The sequence below is a fragment of the Kribbella qitaiheensis genome (assembly GCF_042657745.1).
Lineage (GTDB): Bacteria > Actinomycetota > Actinomycetes > Propionibacteriales > Kribbellaceae > Kribbella > Kribbella qitaiheensis.
Map to the genome: position 1 here is coordinate 82,736 of NZ_JBHSKE010000050.1, position 21,792 is coordinate 104,527.

Sequence of the window (21,792 nt, forward strand, 5' to 3'; positions counted from 1 at the left end):
GCAGCTCAGTCAAGGGTCCAGCGGGGTTCGAGAGTAGGGGCCGGTGGCCTCCAGTCAGGGCAGATCAGGCTGTGCATGGCGGAGTCCCGCCAGCCTTCACGGATCAGCACGGTCCGGCGGAGGGTCCCCTCGTACGTCATACCGATTCGCTTGAGCACCGCTGCCGACGCGCCGTTGCGGGGGTCGCAGGTGGCTTCCACCCGCTCGAGCCCGAGGACCTCGAAGCCGATCGCGCACAGCAGTCGCGCGATCTCGCCGGCGATGCCCTGGCCCCAGAACTCGTGGTGCACCGAGTAGCTGATCTCGCCGCGCCGCCAGCGGGCGTTGCGGATGTTCAGCTCACCGATGCCGAGCACGCCGAGCTCCGGGTAGGTCGCCACCCACGGGTACCGCAGTTGCGGCTCGCTCCCCCAGGCCGCGATCGCCGCGGCGGCGAACGCCTCGGTCTCCTGCTCGCTGTTCGGACCCCAGGGTTGGTAGCGGGAGGCAACGGGTTGCGAAGCCCATTCGTGGATCCGCGGCCAGTCGCCGAGCTCCATCGGCCGCAGAGAGATCTTCGCCAGGTCAAGTTCGCTCATCTACAGCAGGTTAACCCTGCCGACGTGGATCAGTCGCGGGTGTGGTGCTCGAAGAGCTCCAGTTCGCCGTCCAGTTCCAGCTCGATCACGGTGCAGTCGCGGTCGAGAGCGGTGTCGGACTCGATTAGAGGTACTCCCAGCCGGGGAGGCCGGCGTGGCCGCCCTGACGTTGGGTGCGCAGCGTGACACCGGAGCCGAGGATCGTTGCGTTGAGCACTTTGTTCTGCAGGCCGCGGACGACGACGTAGTCGTTGGGACGGTCGAACACGAACAAATTAAGCTTCCTGCGCCTGGCTCCGCGTCGGTCTTCAGGGCACCCGGGTCAGGACCTGCGCGATCGCCTCCAGCACGACGAGATTGCGACCGTAGGTGACCGCGGTCGGAACGGCGGCGGGCACGATCGCCCGGTCTTCGGGAATCCCCGTGCACAACACGAAGACGTCACCCTCGTGGCTCTGCAGCAGTTCCTGCAGTGCGGCGCGCATCCACGGAGTACGGACCGCGTCCTGGACGGCGACGATCAGCGGGCGACCGATGGCGGCGGCCTGCGCCTCGGACAGGCCGGCGGCGTCCTCGCCGCGCAGGACGACGCCGGCCGAGCCCGGAGCGACCCGGGCGAAGACCTCCGGGAGGCCGCTGAAGTACGGGTTCCAGGCCGGGTGCAGTCCCTGTGTCAGATCCACGACGTACGGCGAGCCGCCGAGGCCGGGGAACTCCTGGCGGTCCACGGTCCGGGCGGCGACCTCGCGGATCGGGGCGCCGTCGTACCCGGGCTTCCTGTCCCTTTCGGCCAGCGACGTGGCGAGCGAACGCACCCGGCCGGCCGCGTCCGCGAGCCGTGACGGGTCGAGGGATCCGTTGCCGACGGCCTCGACCAGGCGGGCGGTCAGGGCGCGCGGGTCCGCCTCGCCGATCGCGATCATCGCCAGGTCGGCGCCGGCCCGGATGGACGCGACGGTGGCGTCCTCGATCGACCGGGTCGCGGTGATCGCCTGCATCTCGAGCGCGTCGGTGGTGATCACGCCGGTGAACCCGAGTTCCTCGCGGAGCAGGCCGTGCAGGATCCGACGGGACAGCGTGGCCGGCTGGTCGTCGTACGCGGAGAAGATGATGTGCGCGCTCATGATCACGTCGGCACCGGCGGCGATCGTGGCCTTGAACGGCGCGAGCTCGACCGCGGTGACCTGCTCGATCGAGCGGTCCACGCGCGGCAGCGCGAGGTGCGAGTCGACGGCGACGTCACCGTGGCCCGGGAAATGCTTCGGGCAGGCGGCGATACCGGCCTCGTGCACGCCCTCGACGAAGGCGACTCCGTGGCGGGAGACGGTGGCGGCGGTGGTGCCGAAGGAGCGGGTGGAGATCACCGGGTTCGCGGGGTTGCTGTTCACGTCGACCGAGGGCGCGAGCATCAGGTCGATACCGAGGGAGGCCAGCGTGGCGGCGGCGTCCCGGGCGGACGAGCGGGTCAGGTCGACGTCGTCGAGCTCGCCGAGTGCGCGCGGCGAGGCGAGCGGCCAGGGGTTGGCCGGCGCGAGGTGGCTGAACTCGCCGCCCTCGTGGTCGATCGCGATCACCAGATCGGGCCGTTCCGCCCGCAGCGACGCGGTCAGCGCGGCGACCTGGTCGGCGCCGGAGACGTTGCGGGTGAACAGGATGACGGCACCGAGCCCGGCCGCGACGGCTCGGCGCAGGTCGTCCGGGGCGGTGGTTCCGGTGAAGCCGACGATCAGCGCGCCGGCAGCGTCACGGTCCAATTGGTCGCTCATCCGCACACCCTCTCCCGACCGGCCCTCCGCGCGCCAGTAATGAAGATTTACCGGACGCGTGCCTGGTGGTCACCCGGGGTTCGTCCGTCCGCAGCAGGGTGGCGCGGGAAAGCTTCCTGCCCATGTCACCCCCGACCATGTCACGGAGCCCCGCCATGCCCGTCACACCGTCAACCGCCCCCTCCACCGGTTCCTCGATCGCCCGCCGGACCCTGCTGGCCGCCTCAGCGGCGACCGCCGCCGGCATCAGCGCACTCCAGGCCGGCCCGGCCTCCGGTTCCCCGATGCCGGTCAGCACCTCGACCGGCCCGACCCACCCGCTGTCCGACCCGTTCACCCTCGGCGTCGCCTCCGGCGACCCGGACTACCAGAGCGTCGTGCTCTGGACCCGGCTCGCCCTCGACCCGCTGGCCGCCGACGGCATGGGCGGCATGCCGAGCCGCCGGTACCAGGTCCAGTGGCAGGTCGCGCTCGACCCGCACATGCGCAAGGTGATCCGCGCCGGAGTGGTCTCGGCCGGCCCGGAGTCCGCCCACGCGGTCCACGTCGAGGTCGGCGGGCTGCTGCCGGGCCGCGAGTACTTCTACCGGTTCCGCTGCGAGCGTCACCTGTCCGAGGTCGGCCGCACGGTGACCACCCCACTGCCCGGCACGTACGGCGGCCCGCTGCACATGGCCTTCGTGTCCTGCTCCAATTACTCCGGCGGCTACTTCACTGCGTACCGGCGGATGGCCGAGGAGCACCCGTCGCTGGTGCTGCACCTCGGCGACTACATCTACGAGGGTGGCGGCGGTACCGCGCCCCGGGTGCACTCCCCGGCCAAGGAGATCTGGACCCTGGCGGACTACCGGCTGCGGCACGCGCAGTACCGGACGGACCCCGACCTGCAGGCGGCGCACGAGGTGGCTCCGTGGGTCGTCGTGTGGGACGACCACGAGCTGGAGAACAACTACGCCGACGAGATCCCGTCACCCGCGGGTCAGGCCGGCTTCCTGGAGCGGCGCGCGGCGGCGTACCGGGCGTACTACGAGATGATGCCGCTGCGGCGTAGCAGCATCCCGCGCGGGATCGACATGCAGATCTACCGGCGGATCCAGTGGGGACGGCTGGCGGCCTTCCACATGCTCGACACCCGGCAGTACCGCAGCGACCAGGCCTGCAACGACACCACCTCGGACTGCCCGGCCGCACTGGACCCGGCGCGCTCCATCACCGGGCCGGATCAGGAGAAGTGGCTGCTGGACGGTATGGGCCGCTCGTACGCCACTTGGGACGTCATCGGCCAGCAGGTGTTCTTCGCGGCTCGTGACTTCACCGCCGGGCCCGCGGTCACCTACAGCATGGATGCCTGGGACGGGTACGTCGCGTCGCGGCAGCGGATCCTCGACGGCATCCAGCAACGGCACGTCACGAATCCCGTCGTGCTGACCGGCGACGTGCACAAGCACTACGCCAACGACCTCAAGGCCGACCTCCGCGACCCGAACTCCGCCACCGTCGGCGTGGAGCTCGTCACGAGTTCGATCACCTCCGGTGGCGACGGCCAGGACATGCCGACCGGCGGTCAGCTGCAGCTGGACGAGAACCCGCACATGAAGCTGGTGAACAACCAGCGCGGCTACGTCAGCACCCGGATCGAGCGCGACAGCCTGCGCGTCGACTTCAAGGTGCTGCCGTACGTCAGCACTCCGGGCGCCCCGGTGTCCACCCGCGCCTCTTTCGTGGTCGAAGCCGGCTCCCCCGGGCTGAACCAGGTCTGACCCCAGCACCGTCCAGCACGGTCCAGCACCACCCGAACCGCCACCCGGCCGCCTGCCGGGTGGCGGTTCTGTTTTTCCGCAGGCTGGTCACGGACAGCAAAGGAGTGACCGCTCGTGAGCGCCTCCGAGGCCATCGTTGTCAGGCATTGTCATGGCAAATCAGAGCCGCCCACCTGCGGTCTCGCGGTTTGTTCACGATTGACCCCTCGCTGGATCGGCCGGTTACGGATAACGTTGTCTCTCGACCCTGGCCGCCTCCGACGGAGCTCAACCACTGTGACTGTGCTGATCACCCGCGTGTCCTCGCCCGAACTCTTCGTCGGCAGCGACGACGACCCGCGCCAGATCCTGCGCGTGGAACTCGACCGCGCCCAGACCGACGGCGGGCTGGCCGTGCAGGTCTCAGGCGACGGCGTCACCGGTACTGCGGACCTCCCATCCGGCGAGGGCTCGACCCTGCTGGAGGTGCCGCTGGAGGTGTCCCCCGCGCTGCGAGCGCAGTACGGGCAGGCCGTGGAGGCGACGGTCACGGTGGTCGGCGCGGACCAGCAAACGCTCGCTAGCGACAGCGGCACGGTGGTGATCGCCGAGCCGGGCTGGACGATGGTGATGGTGTCGCACTTCCACTACGACCCGGTCTGGTGGAACACGCAGGCGGCGTACACGACCAGCTGGGATCTGCAGGGGCCGGACGGCACCACCCGGCCGGTGTACACCCACAACGCTTTCAGCCTGGTGGACGCGCACCTGAAGCTCGCGCTCCGCGACCCGGCGTACTGCTTCGTGCTGGCGGAGCTGGACTACCTCAAGCCGTACTTCGACACCTTCCCCGAGAACCGCGCCGTACTGCGCCGGCTGATCGCGGAGGGCCGGGTGGAGATCATCGGCGGCACCTACAACGAGCCGAACACCAATCTGACCGGCGCCGAGACCACCATCCGCAACATCGTGTACGGCGTCGGCTACCAGCGGGACATCCTCGGCGGTGACCCGCAGAACGCCTGGCAGCTGGACGTGTTCGGCCACGACCCGCAGTTCCCGGGGTACCTCGCGAAGGCCGGGCTGACCGGCAGCGCCTGGGCGCGCGGGCCGTTCCACCAGTGGGGACCGCTGCGGCAGGCGTGGAGCGACCCCAAGTCCGGCACGGCCGCGGTGATGCAGTTCCACAGCGAGTTCGAGTGGATCAGCCCGAGCGGCGACGGTGTGCTCACGCACTACATGCCGGACCACTACGGCCCGGGCTGGGAGCTGCAGAACGCCCCGAGCGTCGAGGCGGCCGGCGAGACGGCGTACCAGCTGTTCGCGACGCTGAAGACGGTCGCGGCGACCAAGAACACGCTGCTGCCGGTGGGTGGCGACTACACGCCGCCGAACAACTGGATCACCGCCGTGCACCACGACTGGGCTGAGCGCTACGCGTGGCCCAAGTTCGTCTGCGGCACGACCAAGCACTTCATGGACCGGGTCCGCGCCGAGCTCGACGAGACCGGCCGCAAGCCGTCGCCGCAGTCGCGCGACATGAACCCGATCTACACCGGCAAGGACGTCTCGTACATCGACACCAAGCAGGCCCAGCGCGCTGCCGAGGTCGCCGCCGTCGACGCCGAGAAGCTGGGCACGTACGCCGAACTGCTCGGGCTCGGCCGGTTCGCGGAAGCGTCGCTGGACAAGGTGTGGCGGCAGCTCGCGTACGGCGCGCACCACGACGCCATCACCGGCTCGGAGTCCGACCAGGTCTACATCGACCTGGTCACCGGCTGGCGCGAGGCGCACGACCTGTCGGACGCGGCGCGCTCGGCCTCGCTGGAGGCCTTTGCCGCCCGTATCGACACGAGCGCCTTCGGCTCCCGCGCAGTGGTCGTCACGAACACCCTGTCCTTCAGCCGCACCGACCTCGTCACCGTCACCCTGCCCGACGGCGACGACAGCGCTTCGGTGCTCGACGCCTCCGGCCAGCTGGTGCCGTCGGTGCTGGAAGGCTCCAAGCTCACCTTCCTGGCAAAGGACGTCCCGTCGCTCGGCTGGCGCACCTACCAACTCACCGCCGGTACTGCGGGGTCGTGGGGCGCGGCCGTCAGCGTGGACTCGGCAGCAGATTCGGTGGAGAACGAGTTCTTCCAGGTCACGGTCGACCCCACCCGCGGTGGCGCGGTCAGCGCGATCCTCGACAAGCGGACCGGGCGCCAGGTGCTCAAGGGACTCGGCAACGAGTTGCGCGTCTACGAGGAGTACCCGGACCACCCGCGCTTCGGTGAGGGCCCGTGGCACCTGACTCCGTCGGGACCGGTGGTGGGCTCGTCCGAGGCACCGGCCAAGGTGTTCACCCAGTCCGGGCCGCTCGGTGGTCGCGTGGTCAGCCGCGGTGAGGTCGACGGGATCGCGTACGAGTCGGTGATCACCGCCTACACCGGGCTCGACCGGATCGAGTTCGCGACCCGGATCCTCGACCACTCGCAGTCGGACCGGTTGGTCCGGGTGAAGTTCCCGGCCGACGTGCCTGGGGCACTGCCGTTGAGCGAGGTCGCGGGCGCTGTCGTCGGGCGTGGGTTCGGCCTGATCGACGTGGACAGCGAGCAGGCGCCGTGGACCCTGGACAACCCGGCGAACACCTGGTTCGGGCTCGGAGCCACCGCTCGGATCGACGTGGTCGATGCCACCGGCAACTCGGTCGGGACCCGGCCGCTGGCGGTCGCCGAGATCGTCGTACCGGACGACACCGAGCCCGCGTCCGTGCGGGACCTCGTGGTCGCGCTGGCCCGGGTCGGCGTGACGGCGACGACCTCGCTGGCCGGCGGATCGCGGTACGGATCACTGAAGGTGGACTCGAACCTGCCGGACCTGCGGATCCTGGTCGGCTCTAGTGGCCTGACCAACGCGCTGGCGTCCGAGTTCGGGGCGTTGCCGACGGGCGGGCCGGTGTTCGTACCGGCAAGGACGGCGCTGGCCGAGGTATGGCAGCCGAATGCCGACGTCCGCGATGTGCGGGCGATCTCCGCGCTCGTTCTGGCCGATGAGGCAGCCGTCGCTGCGGCGATCGCGGACCTGGGCAGCGCCCGGATCCGCGCGACTGTGCACGGGGACGGCGTGATCGAGGACTTCACCGACGCGACCGTCGCGCTGCTGACCTACGGGCTGCCCGGATTCGCCGTGGACGCGACCGGGGCGCTGCACGCGTCGCTGCTGCGGTCCTGCACGGGATGGCCGTCGGGGATCTGGATCGACCCGCCGCGGCGTTCTACGCCGGACGGGTCGTCGTTCCAGTTGCAGCACTGGACGCATGAGTTCCGCTACGCGTTGACGACCGGCGAAGGCGACTGGCGCGCCCTGCAGTTGCCCGCGCGTGGCCAGGAGTTCTCGTCGCCGTTGCTGGCGGCAACCACAACGGCGCATGACGGGCTGTTGCCCTCGACACATTCCCTGCTGCAGGTCTCGCCTGAGCGCGACGTGCTGCTGTCGACGCTGAAGCCCGCGGGCAACCCGATCGCGCACGGCTCGGGTGGTGCTGTCGATCCCCGCGAGGGAGTGACCTTGCGGTTGATCGAGGCGACCGGTCTGGGCGCATCGGCGACGGTCACCTCGGCTGTGCCGATCACCGGCGCCTGCCACGCGGATCTGCTGGAGTCGCGCGGCGCGCCGGTGGAGGTTGCCGACGGCAAGTTCGTGGTGGAGCTGGCCGGGTCTGCGGTGGACACGTTCGTGCTCGATGTCGACGCCACCGCCGACCGAGAGTCCGCAGTACTGGGTCAGGCCGGGGAGATCGCGCAGCCGTCGTACTCGCGGTACTGGCTGCACAACCGGGGACCGGCGCAAATGGGCTTCCTGCCGGTCAGCCTGTCCGTCTCCCCCACGGTCGCGCGGACGGCCGGCAGGCCGTTCGAGCTCTCCCTGGTCATCGCCAACCAGTACGCCGATGCCGTGGCCGCGGGGACTCTCAAGCTCGACCTGCCGGCAGGGTGGACCGCGGACCAGGCGGATCGCCGGCTGGAACTGGAGCCAGGTGGATATCTCCGCTACCTGGTCAACATCACGCCTGCCGAGAACTGCGAGCCCGGTCAGTACTTCGTCGGCGCGCAGGTGCTCACGACGACGGACGACCTCGCCGGCGGATCCGGCGTACAGGCGGTCGAGGATGTCGTCACGGTGTTCGTCGGCGAAAGCCCTGAGCTGACGGCGGTGCTCGGGTTCGGCTTCGCCCCGACCGAGCCACCGGAGCACGGGTCCGGCGCGGTCGAGGGAGAACCTGGACGGGCCACCGGGCTGACGGTGACGCCCTCGACCCAGGACCTGCGGTTGGCGCCCGGCACTCAGGAGACGCTGGAGCTCACCTTCACGAACAACGCGTCCTCGGAGATCCGGGCCGAGCTGCAACTGGCCTCGCCGTACGGCACCTGGTCGTGGCTGCCCGAACCGGTCCGCGGCGTCGTCGTACCGCCGAAGTCGTCGATCACCGTCGAGGTCCCGGTCCACGCTCCGGCCGACGCCACGCCGGCGCACGCCTGGGTCCTGCCCAAGGTGATGTGGTTCGGCCGAGCGCAGTACGCGCCTACCGTCCGCCTAGAGATCCTGTGACGGCGGCCGTGGAGGTCGGTCACGGGCACGGACATGGTCACGCACCGCACGCTCCTGCGGACGTACTGGCGTATCTCAACGACGAGCCTGTCTCGCGCGGGCTGCTGGACGAGCGGCTGGCAGCTCTGCGTGCGGGCGACGCCGCCTGCGTGCTCCCGCGACCTGACAGCCGGGAGAGCCGCCAGCTGACGCGCTGGGTCGCCCAGGTCGTCATCACCGAGCAGCTGTGCATCGACGAGCTCCGCCGGCGCGCAGACGAAGTACCGACGGCTGCTGACAAGCCGTTGGATGTGTCGACGGCTATCGCTGTCGGGTCTATCACTGCAGCGGCGCTGGCGGGGTCCGAGGCGGTACGCCGGGTGGCGGAGGTGGTCAGCCAGGGGGTGCGCATCAGCCGGGCTCAGCTGGAGTACGCGGCTGATGTGCTCGGCGTTCAGCCCCCTGCGGACCCCGACGTGCCGGTGGAGCGGTGGCACGCGGAGTTGGTGGACAGCGCGCGGCTGGAGGCGTTCGCGCGGTGGCTGAACGCCGCTCAGCACGAGCGGGTCCAGCTGGTCCACGGGCTCGAGCATCCGGGCGACAGCAATCAACCTGACAATCTGCACCGGCACTGACGGGGGGACCATGAGCGACGAGGCAGCGACCGTTCTGGGCATCGACATCGGCGGCACCAAGATGGCCGCCGCGATCGTGTCCGCCGACGGCGAGATCCTCACGAAGGACCTGATCCGCACCCCGCCGGGTGGCGCGGACCAGGTGTTCGCCGCACTGGCCGAGCTGATCCGGCGGGTGCAGGGCGACCTCCACCCGGCGGCGGTCGGAATCGGCTCGGCCGGACCGCTGGACCAGCAGCACGGCCTGGTCTCGCCGGTGAACATCGCCGGCTGGCGGAACTTCCCGCTGGTGGACCGGGTCCGCGCGCTGGTCGGCGACGTACCGGTGACGCTCGGGGTGGACGGGCACTGCTTCGCGCTCGGCGAGTACTGGACCGGCGCCGGCCGCAACGTCGACACCCTGCTCGGCATCGTCGTCTCCACCGGGGTCGGCGCGGGCATCGTCGTCGACGGCAAGCCGCTGCTCGGCCAGTCGGGCAACGCGGCTCACCTCGGCCACGTGGTGGTCGACCTCGACGGCGAGCCCTGCGCGTGCGGTTCGTACGGCTGCGTCGAGACCTACGCGAGCGGCCCCCGGATGGTCGCCCGGGCGAAGCGGCGCGGCTGGCGGTCCCACGAGGACGTCGACGCGGCCGTGCTCTCGGCCGACGCGGCGGCAGGGGACGAGATCGCGCTGGCGATCTTCGACGACGGCGCCCAGGCACTTGCCGCGGGCATCGTTGCCACCGCGGTCACCGTCGACCTGACCACCGTGGTGATCGGCGGCGGCGTGGCGAAGGCCGGCCCGGTGCTCTTCGACCCGGTCCAGCGCTGGGTGAAGCGCCTCGCGCAGCTCCCCTTCGTCACCGATCTCACCGTCGAACCCGCCCAGCTCGACAACGCCGGGCTGCTCGGCGCCGCCCGCCTCGGCTGGGACTCCCTGCAGGCCCCGATGGGCGCCCGGGTGGCCGGCGTACCGACGGAAGTGAACGCGCTGAGTTAGCAAACAGCCGCTGTTGGTGCCATCGGCATCGGTTCTGAGCCGGTGCGTTGCCTTTGTGCACACTCTCGTCGTGCGGAACAGGGACTCCTGAGCAACTTTGCGCAGTTTTTACCCAATTGCCGCGAAGTGTGTAACGACCACGCCTGCTCACGCGATGCAACGGATGGATGGGGTGGGGGCACGTCATCCAAGGGCAATCAGGGGGCCTGCATGCCAGGGATTGACCGCACGCGTGAGCGGCGGCGAGGAGACTCGTCGCCGCCCGCGCGAGCAGCCCGGCCGAAGTTCGGACGTCCGCCAGCGTTGCCCGGGGCAACGCTCGACCGTAGGGACAGGTCCTGATGGACGTGGCGGTGCTCCTGATCTTCGCGATCTTCTTCACCGCGCTCGTTGTCGCCACAACCTCCAGCCAGGGCCTGCTGCGTACTTCGGTACGCCGCCCGGGGCTGTTCCGGCTCGTGGTCGTCCTCGCTGCCGCCGTCACCGTTCCGGTCGACCTCTACGCCGTCATCTACGGCACGGTCGGCCCGGGTGGTACCACGCTCGGCGATGTGGCCGGCCGCCTGCTGCTACTGAACGTCGCCGCCTCATGCGGCGTCGCTGCTCTGCACGCGTCCCTACGGGGACCTGCCACCGCCACCGGAGCGGCCGCGGACGACTCGTCCGAGGCCGAGCACCCGGTACGGATGGGCGTGCTGGGGTGGACCGGCCCATTGATTGCGCTCGCCGCAGTCACCGCCGTGGTCGTGCTTGGGTCCCGTGGGAACGGACCGGAATTCGGCGATGTCGGACCCGTCTGGGCCGTGTATTCCCTGCTCATCTGCGTGACCAGCGCCTACGCGCTGCTCCGCCGGCGGGCGGTCGGTGCGATCGATCCTCAGGAGGGATGAGGATCGACGCGGGTTCTGCACCGCGGACGGTGGGCCGGTGGCTGCGGGAGGGCTGCTACTGGACATCTCACCCCCGTCCACGGTGCAGAACCGAAGTACTGCGGTAGCCCACTCCCACCCACCCCCGGGTCGCCGGGAGCCGCGTGGGAAGGAGCTAGTCCTTCAACCACTCCGGTACCGGGAGCTGGGTGCGGTCGAGCTTGCCGTTGGGGTCCAGCGGTAGGTCTTCGACCGGGATCAGGTCGGCCGGGACCAGGTAGATCGGCAACTCCTTGGTCAGCTCCAGCAACAGCCGCGCCAGTACTGCGGGATCGCTGTCCTCGAGTACGACGTACCCGAGCAGGCAGGTGTCTCCGGCCGGGTCGGCGCAGGCGACCACTACCGCGTCGATGACGCCGGGCAGGTCGGCGAGCACGTGCTCGGTCTCGCCCGGCTCCACCCGGTGGCCGCGGATCTTCACCTGGTCGTCCGCGCGCCCGAGGTAGTCCAGCGAGCCGTCCGTCCGCCAGCGCCCGAGATCGCGGCTGCGGTAGAGCCGTCCGCCCGGGTGCGCCGGGTCGGCTACGAACGCCGCCTCGGTCTCGTCCGGCCTGCCGAGGTAGCCGTGCGCAACGGCCACGCCACCCAGGTGGATCTCGCCGACCGCCCCGACCGGTACCGGGCGGAGCGCCTCGTCGAGCAGCCGGACCACCACGCCGTCGATGGGGCGGCCGATCGACGGCCGGTCCTCCGCCGGGTCGACCTGGTGGATCGTGGTGACCACCGACGCCTCGGTCGGGCCGTACTCGTTGTAGAGCGTGCAGTCCGGGTGCGCGGCCAGGAAGTCCCGGATCTTGTGGGTCAGCACCATCGCCTCACCACCGGCCACGATCTCTCGCAGCGCGGGCAGTTCCGGCAGTTTCCGCATCGTCGCGAGCAACGCGGTGAGCGGGGTGAACGCCATGAACAGCCGCTCCACCTGGTGCTGCACCAGCGCCGCGACCACGGCATCCGGGTCGTACCGGTCGTCCTCGCCGATCAGCACCAGCGCGGCACCCGAGGCGAGCGCGGTGAACATCTCCTGCACGTGGACGTCGAAGCCGAACGAGGTCCACTGCAGCGTGCGCAGTGAGCGACGGGTCCGTAGGTACTGCCGGATCAGGTTGACCGGGCCGCGATGCGGGACCGCGACGCCCTTCGGGTTGCCGGTGGCGCCGGACGTGTAGATGCAGTAGGCGATGTCACCAGCCGCCGATCGGACCGGCGGAGCCTGCTTGGCGCGCGGATCTCCGTCGACCGCAGCAACCGGGACTAGCCGCAGGCCGAGGCGATCCGCCAGCGCCGCGTCGTCCCCTACCAGGGCGAGCGCCTCGGCGTCCGCCGTCATGAAGGCCCACCGCGACTCCGGCTCTCCGGCGTCCAGCGGGAGGTACGCCGCGCCCGACTTCAGCACCGCCAGTACGCCGACCACCAGCTCGGCGCCCCGGGCAACCCGTACTGCGACGAGCTGACCCGGCTTGACGCCGAGATCCACGAGCTGCCAGGCGATCGCGTTCGACCGGCGGTCCAGCTCGGCGTAGGTGATCTCGCGTTCTCCCTGGATCAAGGCGATCGCGTCAGGCGTGCGGGCCACCTGCTGCTCGAACAACGTGTGCAGGCCGCTGAGTTCACCCGCCACCACGGCGTTCCGGCGTACCCGGCTGGTCTGGACCGGCTGCGGTGCGTCGCCTTCCAGCTCGCGGAGCGCCTCCTCGTCCGACTCGATCGGCAGCATCAGCTCGGGCAGGGATCGCCTTGGCTCGGCGATCGCGCGGCGCAGTACTGCTTCCACGTAGTCGAGGAACCGGCGGATCGTGCTCTCGTCGAACAACCCGGCACGGTAGTCCGCGGTACAGGTGATGCCGTCGACGTGGTGCTCGAGCCGGAAGCGCAGGTCGAGCCCGGGTGCGAGCTGCTCGTCACCGGCCTCGAACTCGACGATCACCCGGAAGAGCGGGTCCTGCTCGAGGACGGCGAGGTCCACCGTCGCGTGGTCGAACGCGGCGGTGGTCGTCTCGCGGACGCGCTGCGCCAGGTCGCCGAGGTCAGGCTCGCCGGACAGGTCGAGGCGGATCGGCAGCGCGTGCCGGCTCGTGGTCTCGCCCGCGCGGCGGAGGGCGGCCGTGCCGACGGTGATGTCGTCCTGCGCGGCGAAGCGGCCGAGCACGGTTCCGACGGCGGCGAGCATCGTCATCAGCGGGCTGACGCGACGGTCGCGGCTGAAGGCGAACACTGCGTCACCGAGGCCGGCATCCAGGTGGTGGACGGTCGAGGCGAGCGCGTCGTTCGCGGCCGGGCGCGAGCGATCGGTCGGCAGCACCAGCGGCTGCACGCTGTCCAGCACGGTCCGCCAGAACTCCAGATCCCTGCCCCGCTTGGCCTTCTCAGCCTCCGCCTTGGCCTCGGCATCCGCCTTCGCCTGTACTTCGGCCGCCTGCGCCTCGGCCGTCTTGGGCTCGGGCTGTACTGCGGTCGGCTTCGTCGCGGGCTTGCGTTTTGTCTCGGGCTTCGCGTCACGCCCTGCGTCGGGCGCGACCGGCGCGGGTGCCGCTGCCGGGCTGACCTCCGCGGTGCTCTTGGAGTCGTTGTAGAGGGCAAGTTGTTCGTGCATCAGCTTGGTGACGCCGTCGACCAACTGCCCGGCCACCCGCAACTGCTGCGACATCAACGCGGCCATGCCCGAGCCGGGGAGTTCCGCCTCGCTGGTCGCAGCCGCCGCGGCATCGACCTTCGCCGCCAATTCAGCCAGACCGGATCCGAGAACAGCCAGGGCAGCCCGCGGGTCCCGCGTCACCTCTTCGGCCGGCACCCGCTCGGTCTTCGCCGCTGCGGGCTCGTCGACCTTCTGCGGCGCAGCATCCGGTACCGCGTCGACCTCTGCGGCTTCTGCTTCCGGCTGAGGCTTCTGGGGTGTCGTCGTGCGCACCAGGTCGAGCGGATCCACCTCGCCACCGGGAACGTTGCGCGAGGCAATCGCCGAGGCCAGCTTGTGCGGGGTGTTCAGCTCCTCGAAGAGCTCGCTCACGGCCAGCTCGACGTCGAACCGCTGCCCGACCTCCTCGACCACTCGCAGCATCGACAACGAGTCCGCGCCGAGCTCGACGAAGGTGTGGTCCACGGTCAGGTCATACGGATCCAGCCCGAGCTGCTCCCCGGTCAGATCAAGCACAACCTCCAGCGACTCCCTGTACCGCTCAGCCGCAGTCAGCGCCGCATCGACGGGCACCCCTGCATCCTCGACCGTCGACTCTGCCTGGTCTTCGGCTGCTCCATCGGTCAGATTGGCGTCCACCTCAGCCAGCGCGCTGTCCGCAGTACCGGGGGCGACAGGCACCATCCGCACGTACTCGACATCCAGCAGTGCTTCCGCGGATACCTGGACCGCCGGATCGTCTGCGGACTGCGTCTTTGCAGCGGGCAGCATCTGCACATAGTCAGCGGCCAGCAACTCGGCCGCGCTCACCTGCGACCGATCCGAGGGCGGCAACATCTGCACGTAGTCGGCACCCAGCAGCTCGGCAATGCCGTTGCCAGCAACACCATTCACCACACCATTGCCAGCAGCACCGTTGACAACACCGTTGCCAGCAGCACCGTTGACAACACTGTGGCCAGCGGCACCGTTGACGATGCCGTTGCCTGCAGCACCGTTTGCGGCAGGACCATCGGCGGCTGCGACCATCTCTTCAGCTTGCTGCGGCGAGCGCCGTCCGTCAGTGCCGTCCTCGGCTGGGATCGCGAACGGCGACGAGTCGTGTACCTCGCCCTGCTCGACCGGCGGCGCGACGACACCGTTGGAGGCGGGCGGATCCAGCGGGATCTTCTTCAGCGCCGCTCCGCTCCGCTCGATCGGGCGATCCTCGACAACCGGCGACTGAGTCCTCGCCACCGGGCGCAGGGACGCCGGGTCGACCGGATGGTGCACCCGACGGAACGGGTAGGTCGGCAACGGCACCCGCCCGCTCTCCGGGTAGACCCGCGCCCAGGTGATCTCGGTGCCTTGCTGGAACAGCTCCGCGAGTCCGTTCATCGTCGCGAGCACCGGGTCCTGGCCGAGGCGCTGCGTCGGGATCCACGTGCTGTTCGGCGCGATCCGGCGACCCGCGGGACTCAGTACGGCATCCGGCCCGAGCTCGAGGAACCGCCGGCACCCGGCCGCGGTCAACGCCTCGACGGCATCGCCGAACAACACCGGCTGACGGAGCTGCCCGACCAGGTAGTCACCGTCGAGCGCAGTACCGCTCTCGAGCAGCTCCCCCGACCAGCTCGACACCATCGGCATCCGCAGCGGCTTGAGCTTGATCTGCGCGACCGCCTCGGCGAAGTCCGCCAGGATCGGATCGACCAAGGAACTGTGGAACGCGCGATCGACGTCCAGCCGCTGCCACTTGAGCTCGAGGCGATCGAGCTGCTCGGCAAGCTGCCCGACGATCACCTCGGTCCCGGTCAGCACGAACGACTGCGGACCGTTGCCCGCGGCAATCTCCACGCCCGGCGTCTTGGCCAGCTCCCGCACCCGATCGGCGTCCGCCCGTACTGCGACCATCGCGCCCGGGACGGTGCCGCGCTGCATGAGTACTCCGCGCTGCGCGGTCAGGCGTACGCCGTCTGCCAGGGAAAGGGCGCCCGCCACGCAGAGTGCGGCGTACTCCCCGACGCTGTGGCCGACCACCAGCGCGGGCTGCACGCCGAACGACTGCCAGAGCCGCGCGAGGGCCAGCTCGAACGCGAACAACGCGGGCTGAGCGGTCTCGGTCGGCCAGACGCCTTCCGACGGACCAGCCGGGGTCAGCAGGAGCTCGAGCAGGCGCCCGCCGAACTCCTCCTCATAGACCTTGTCGCACTCGTCGAGCACCTGGCGGAACACCGGGAACCGGGAGGCGAGACCCGCGGCCATCCCCCGGCGAGCCGCGCCCTGACCGGTGAAGGCGAATCCGAGCGGTCCGGGTCCACCGCGAGGCACCTCTACTGCGAGCGCAGTGGCGAGGGCCTCGGCCAACTCGTTCTCGGAGGAGCCCGCGACGGCGAGGCGATGACGATGTGCCGGGCGACCGATCGCCGCAGTACCGGCGAGGTCGATCAGGCGGTGGCCGGTGCCGTGCTCGAGGTCGGCACGGAACAACTCGGCCAGTTCGGCGAGGGCGTGTGGTTCGGGGGCCGAGATCGGCAGCACCACCGGGCCGTCGTCGCCGCGCCGGATCTGTCGCGGCGGCTCCTCCAGGATGACGTGCGCATTGGTGCCCCCGGCATCGAGTGCGCTGACGCCGGCGCGCAACGGCGTACCGGCTTCCCAATCGCGCACCTCGGTACCGATCACGAACGGGCTGCCTGCCAACGGGAGCGCGGGGTTGGGCTTGCGGTAGTTGATCGTCGGCACGAGCGTGCGGTGCTGCAACATCAGCACGGTCTTGATCAGACCGGCCATGCCCGCGGCGCTGTCGAGGTGCCCGATGTTGGGCTTGACCGAACCGATCGTGCAGTACCCGACCTTGTCCGTGTGCCGGCGCAGAGCCGTGGCGAGCGCGCGGAACTCGGCCGAGTCGTCCGCGGCGGTGCCGGTCGCGTTGGCCTCGATGTAACTCAGCGATTCGGCCGGCACACCGGCCTGCTCCAGCGCGCGCTCGATCGACTCGACCTGGCCTTGCTGGCCCGGCTCGCTGTCGGCCGCGTTGCCGTTCGTGACCGCGGAGCCCTTGATCACGGCGTAGACGGTGTCGCCGTCGGCCACCGCCTGGTCGAGCCGCTTCAGCAGCACCGCCGCGACGCCGTTCCCGCCCACTGTGCCGTCCGCCTCGGCGTCGAACGCCCGGATATGCCCACTCGGCGACAGGATCGACCCCGGGCTCGCGTGATAGCCCGTTGCCTGAGGCACATGTACCGCGGCCGCTCCCGCCAGCGCGAGATCCGCGTCCCCACTCCGCAACGCCTGGCAGGCAAGGTGAACCGCCACCAACGAAGACGACCAAGCCGCCTGTACTCCGATCGCCGGGCCGGTCAATCCGAGGCGGTAGGCGACGCGGGTGGCGAGCGAGTCCGGCGGCTGGTTCTGCTGGGTGTAGAGGTTCATCCCGGACCCGGCGAACACGCCAATCCGGCCGCTGGCGCCGGCGTACCCGCCGTGCTCCAAAGCGTGCTGGCAAACCTCGAGGAAGAGCCGCTGCGCAGGATCCGTGAGCTCCGCCTCGCGGTCACTCAGTCCGAAGAACGCCGCATCGAACGACTCCACGTCATCCAAAGCCCCACTGACCGCGACAAGCTCGTCGTCCCCGAAGGCCTGGTCCCCACCGGCGACCTCGTCGGCCCCGAACCGCCGAAGACTCTCAACCCCACCCACGAGGTTGTCCCAGAACTCCTCCAACGACCCAGCCCCAGGGAACCGAGCCGCCAACCCCACGACTGCCACCGGCTCGGCAACAGCCCCCTTGGCCGCCTTACGCGCCTTCTTCTTCCCCTTACCCGCCGGCTCCCCAGCCGTCCCAGGCCCCTCGGCACCCTGCACACCCTGTGCAGTCGCCGAAGCCCCCTCCGCACCAGCCCCAGCACCTTCCACAACCCGAAGCTCAGCCCCCGAGCCGCCGTCGCCCTCCACGACCTCAGCAACCAGTGCCGGCTCGCCGCTCCGGGCAACATCCGCGACAACATCCGCGACAACATCCGCGGCCGCAGCGGTCGCCTGCTCGCTGCCCTCGGCAACCTTCGGCTCGGCAGCCTTCGGCTCGGCGGCAGCGGCAATCTCCGACTCCGCGACCTGCTCTTCAGCCTGCGCGTCCTCCGGTACCGCCTCGGCACCCGCAGCCTCGCCGACCTCCAGCGCCGCAACCTCGCCCTCGCCTGCCCGCGCGGACCCGACTACCCCAACGCCATCGGCCTGGGCAGCTTCCGCCTCGACAGCACCGCCCGGCACCTCGGCGACCTGGTCGGCTTCCGCACTAGCGCCAACAGCCTGCTCCACACCGACGCTGCCAGCAGCCTGCTCAAGACCCTCGGCAACTGCAGCCGCCTCCACCGCATCGTCGCCAGCCGGCGCATCCGCAGGAGCATCCTCAACCTCTGGCAGCCCAGCCTCGCCAGCCCGCACGTCCGCAGGCACAACCTCCGGGTCCGGCTGCACAACCCCGCCGCCCCGCGGGTCCGCAGCAGCCTCCACGTCCGGTGCGACGACCTCTTCAACCTGCGCACTCGCGGAAGCAGAATCGGCGGTCGCCACGTCCGCAACTCCGCCCGCGCCATCAGCCGTCGGCTCGATTTCTTCGACAAGGTCCGCGACCGCGGCAGTTGCCGCCGCGTCAGCGGGTGCGGGTGCTGCGGCGTCGGCGGGGGTTGCAGCGGCTGACACTGACGGCTCAGACTCAGCCGCTTCCGCGTTTGCCGCCGCTGACTCGACGACCTCAGAGGCGTCGGCAGCCGCAGGGTCAGGCTGCGTCTCGGCAAGCTCGTCCGACTCCGCGCTGGTGGCGGCCGCCGCCTGCTCGACACCATCAGGGACCTCCGCGGAGGCACCAACCTCCTGTGCCGAAGCCTCCTCGGTGCCGACTACGCCAGCGCCGTCCGTCTCCGCAGGCTTCTCGGCGTCGACCGCGCCGACGTACTGCTCGGCGTCGGCCCTGTCGGAGGGCTTCTCGGCGGGGTCTGTGTCGGCGTCGACCAGTGCCGGCTCCACATCTTCGCCGGCCTCCGACCCAGCAGCCGGCGGCTCGGTGCCTTCATCAACGTCCGCGGTGGCGCTAACCTCCGGCGCCGCAACCTCCTCAGACTGCCCACTCACACGAGCTGGCTTCTCGGCTGCCTCGCCGACGTCTGTGCTGGGAGCATCCGCTGGTGAGTCAGCGGCCTCAGCTGTATCGGCGCTGACGGCCATGTGTATCTGGGCGGCGCTCTCAGCTGCCTCTGGCTGCTCGGAATCCTCGGCGAGATCTGCTTCCGCAGAGTCCGGCTGCGCAGCCTGGTCAGGCTCGGCGTCAGCGGGCGCTGACTCGGCCACCGCAGCCACATCTGCAGTGGAGGCGTCGGCCTGCGAGTTCGCCGCTTCGTCACCCTCGGCGACCGCATCAGGTGCCCGCTCACCCTCGGCGTCAGCGCTTGGTGCCCGCTCAGCCTCAGATGCCGGCGCAGCCTCAGCGGCGACCTCCGGCGCCACATCCTCCTCAGCCTCCGCGGCAGCGGTCTCGTCAGCCGCCGGTGCAGCGGCCTTGTCGGCTTCCACATCTGAGGCGTCCGGTGTTGCTTCGCCGGGCGCGGGCTCCGGGGTGACGAGTTGAGCTGGGTGTGTGGAGAAGACCGGGCGATCGATGGTGGCGGAGGGGTTCTCGGTTGAGAAGGCGGAGCTGTTGAAGAAGGTGCCGTCTGGGGCATCCTCCGCGGGCGAGGGGCCGTCCTCAGCCGGGCCGCCGCTGAGGGGCTGCTCGTCGGCGGCCGCTGGTGCGTCGCCGGTCAGCGGATCCGCTGAAGCCGAAGCCTCCGGTGAGATCGCCGCATCCGCGGAGGTCGGCGCATCCGGTGAGGTCGGCGCATCCGCCGAGGTCGGCCTGTCCGCGGAGGTCGATGCTTCGGCGAGCTCGGAGGTTGCCTCGACCGGGATCGGGTCCTCGGCCTCGGTGAGGGGATCAGGGTGACGGTTGGCGCCCAGGGTGGGGCGTTCGGGGGGATGGGGGATGGAGTCGGTGATGCTGCGGCGCCAGGCCAGGCGGATCACCGGGAGTTCGGTGGTTCGCTCGCTGGGGTCCTCGTCGAAGCTGTCAGGGATCGGGGTGGCGCCCGGGCGCACGGGTTCGCCGTACGGAGAGTTGTACGGCCCCGGAGCGGTCTCGAGCGCGCCGTCCAGCCAGCGTTGCTTGAGGAGCGGGCGGAGGATCTTGCCGCCCGGGGTCGTCGGGAAGTGCCTGCGCGGTACTGCGATCACCTGCGCGTCGAATCCCAGGCGATCGAGCACGGCAGCCCGGATCGCCTCCGTGGTCGCGGCAACGGGACCAGAGTCAGCCGGGTCAAGGGCGTAGAAGAGAACCAGGCGGTCCGTGCCTGACTCCAGGTCGGCCACTCCACACGCGGCGACGAGACCCGCCACAGCCCCCGGGGCGGTTGCGGCGATCGCCTCGATGTCGTGGGCGTAGTAGTTCTGGCCGTTGACGATCAGGCGGTCGCTGTCGCGGCCGGTGATGACGACCTGGCCGCCCGAGATGAACCCCTGGTCCCCTGTCGACAACCACTTCCGCGCCGGCCAGTTCCCCGCCGGGAAGGCCGCGCGATCCGCCTCAGGATTCCCCAGGTACCCCGGGGTCACCCGCGCGGACGCGATCTGCAACTGCCCGATCCGGCCCTCCGGCAGTACGGCGCCGTTGGGTCCCACGATCCGTACGGTGGCTCCCGGCGCAGGTGCACCGACCGACACCAGACTCAGTACTCCGGGCGCATCCGCCCGCGGCTTCCCCGGCCGCGCGACGGCGACCTTCCCGCTCGCGGGAGTCCGCTGGTCGACCCACTCCACCACCCCGGTCGGGGGAATCCGGACCCGATGCACGTTCGGCGTCAACCCGGGCCGGGCGAAGGTGATCCCAGTGACGGTCTCGGTCATCCCCCACGCTGCGACGAACGTCTCCGGTACGACGCCGAAGCGGTTCGTCAGCCGGAGGAACTCGCTCATCACGGGCACGGTGATCTGCTCGCCACCGCTGACCAGGCTTCGCAGCGCGGACAGGTCCCAGTGCCGGTCGGGCTCGCCCGCGATGGCGGCGGCCGCGAGCCGGTAGCCGAAGTTCGGCGACCAGGAGTGGTTCACCCGGTGCTGGTCCATCAGGTCGAGCCAGCGCAGCGGGTTCGCGAGCACCCAGTCGGTGGCCACGTGGATGTTGGTGCAGCCCGTGAAGACCGGCAGCAGGTGGTAGAGCAGGAACGCGCCGCTCTGGTCCAGCGGCAGCCAGTTGAGTGTCGTCTGACCAGGCCGCACCGGGAGCATCGCCGGAGTACCGGCTGCGAATTCCACCAGGCCGCGATGGGTCAACTGGATGATCTTCGGCGTACCGGTGGTGGTGCCGGAAGTCATCATCAGTACTGCGACGTCGTCCGCCGCCGGCCGGTGGAACTCCGAGGTCGGCTCGTGCCCGGCGAGGGCGTCCGGGTCGAGCACTGGCAGGCCGAGGTCGTTCGGCAGGTCCGAGGGCCGCCCGATCAGCACGGTCCAGCCGAGCAGGTCCGTCACCTTGCGGAGCCGCTCGCGGCCCTCCTCGGTGGTGTCACCCTCGGGCGCGGGCGCCATCAGCAGCGGGCGGATGCCGCCCAGCGTGCAGGCCCAGAACGCGGCGAAGAACCCGACCGGCTCGGTGCAGTGCACCACGGCCGGGTCACCAGCCCGTACTCCGTTGGCGCGCAGGCCGGCCAGGATCCGCGCGGCGAGCTCGAGGAGCGTCGGGAAGTCGAGGCGAGTCTCGCGGCCGTCCGGGCCGATCTCGACCACGCCGGAGGTACCGAAGTCGCGGGCGGCCCGCAGCAGCGCGCTCGGCAGATCACGCGGGTAGCCCGCGGGGATCATCAACGCCGGGCCGGTACTGATCGCCGGCCGGTCCACGCCGTTCCTCATCGCACCCACCCCGCGACGATCGCAGCCAAGGCGGCAACCCGGGCA

The 21,792-nt window shown here is 70.5% G+C and carries 9 protein-coding genes; 5 read left to right on the top strand and 4 right to left on the bottom strand.

Annotation, left to right across the window (positions count from 1 at the left end):
* Positions 1-5: 5 nt before the first annotated feature.
* From ACFPJ1_RS31655 to nagZ, 3 genes are all read right to left on the bottom strand, one after another.
* Complete coding sequence (locus ACFPJ1_RS31655; RefSeq protein WP_380109521.1) at positions 6-578, bottom strand: GNAT family N-acetyltransferase; 573 nt, start codon at positions 576-578, stop codon at positions 6-8.
* 124 nt (positions 579-702) lie between these two features.
* Positions 703-846: a hypothetical protein gene (locus tag ACFPJ1_RS31660; RefSeq protein ID WP_380109524.1), complete on the bottom strand. Its 144-nt coding sequence runs from the start codon at positions 844-846 to the stop codon at positions 703-705.
* 40 nt (positions 847-886) lie between these two features.
* The gene (gene nagZ / locus ACFPJ1_RS31665) at positions 887-2,344 is read right to left on the bottom strand and encodes a beta-N-acetylhexosaminidase (RefSeq protein WP_380109526.1); all 1,458 of its coding nucleotides are present in this window, start codon (positions 2,342-2,344) and stop codon (positions 887-889) included.
* Positions 2,345-2,499: 155 nt separating this feature from the next.
* Here nagZ and ACFPJ1_RS31670 point away from each other — a divergent pair, with 155 nt between their 5' ends.
* The 5 genes from ACFPJ1_RS31670 (at position 2,500) to ACFPJ1_RS31690 (ending at position 11,159) form a co-directional block, all read left to right on the top strand.
* Positions 2,500-4,104 (top strand): alkaline phosphatase D family protein, encoded by a 1,605-nt coding sequence (locus ACFPJ1_RS31670; protein WP_380109528.1) that lies wholly within the window; start codon positions 2,500-2,502, stop codon positions 4,102-4,104.
* A 276-nt stretch (positions 4,105-4,380) separates the two neighbouring features.
* Positions 4,381-8,673, top strand: coding sequence for a glycoside hydrolase family 38 N-terminal domain-containing protein (locus ACFPJ1_RS31675; protein ID WP_380109530.1), 4,293 nt, complete (start codon positions 4,381-4,383; stop codon positions 8,671-8,673).
* A complete protein-coding gene (locus ACFPJ1_RS31680) occupies positions 8,670-9,287 on the top strand; it encodes a DUF7158 domain-containing protein (RefSeq protein ID WP_380109531.1) in 618 nt (205 codons plus the stop codon). The genes ACFPJ1_RS31675 and ACFPJ1_RS31680 overlap by 4 nt, the downstream gene beginning before the upstream one ends.
* A 10-nt stretch (positions 9,288-9,297) precedes the next feature.
* Positions 9,298-10,269 (top strand): ROK family protein, encoded by a 972-nt coding sequence (locus tag ACFPJ1_RS31685; RefSeq protein ID WP_380109533.1) that lies wholly within the window; start codon positions 9,298-9,300, stop codon positions 10,267-10,269.
* Positions 10,270-10,610: 341 nt separating this feature from the next.
* The gene (locus ACFPJ1_RS31690; RefSeq protein WP_380109535.1) at positions 10,611-11,159 is read left to right on the top strand and encodes a hypothetical protein; all 549 of its coding nucleotides are present in this window, start codon (positions 10,611-10,613) and stop codon (positions 11,157-11,159) included.
* Positions 11,160-11,313: 154 nt separating this feature from the next.
* Here ACFPJ1_RS31690 and ACFPJ1_RS31695 read toward each other — a convergent pair whose 3' ends face one another.
* The gene (locus ACFPJ1_RS31695) at positions 11,314-21,747 is read right to left on the bottom strand and encodes an amino acid adenylation domain-containing protein (RefSeq protein ID WP_380109537.1); all 10,434 of its coding nucleotides are present in this window, start codon (positions 21,745-21,747) and stop codon (positions 11,314-11,316) included.
* Between the last annotated feature and the right edge of the window lie 45 nt (positions 21,748-21,792).

Bases quoted from the DNA above. Each gene is read 5' to 3' on its own strand.
- ACFPJ1_RS31655 (WP_380109521.1), bottom strand. From the start codon at position 578: ATGAGCGAACTTGACCTGGCGAAGATCTCTCTGCGGCCGATGGAGCTC.
- nagZ (WP_380109526.1), bottom strand. From the start codon at position 2,344: ATGAGCGACCAATTGGACCGTGACGCTGCCGGCGCGCTGATCGTCGGC.
- ACFPJ1_RS31670 (WP_380109528.1), top strand. From the start codon at position 2,500: ATGCCCGTCACACCGTCAACCGCCCCCTCCACCGGTTCCTCGATCGCC.
- ACFPJ1_RS31685 (WP_380109533.1), top strand. From the start codon at position 9,298: ATGAGCGACGAGGCAGCGACCGTTCTGGGCATCGACATCGGCGGCACC.
- ACFPJ1_RS31690 (WP_380109535.1), top strand. From the start codon at position 10,611: ATGGACGTGGCGGTGCTCCTGATCTTCGCGATCTTCTTCACCGCGCTC.
- ACFPJ1_RS31695 (WP_380109537.1), bottom strand. From the start codon at position 21,747: ATGAGGAACGGCGTGGACCGGCCGGCGATCAGTACCGGCCCGGCGTTG.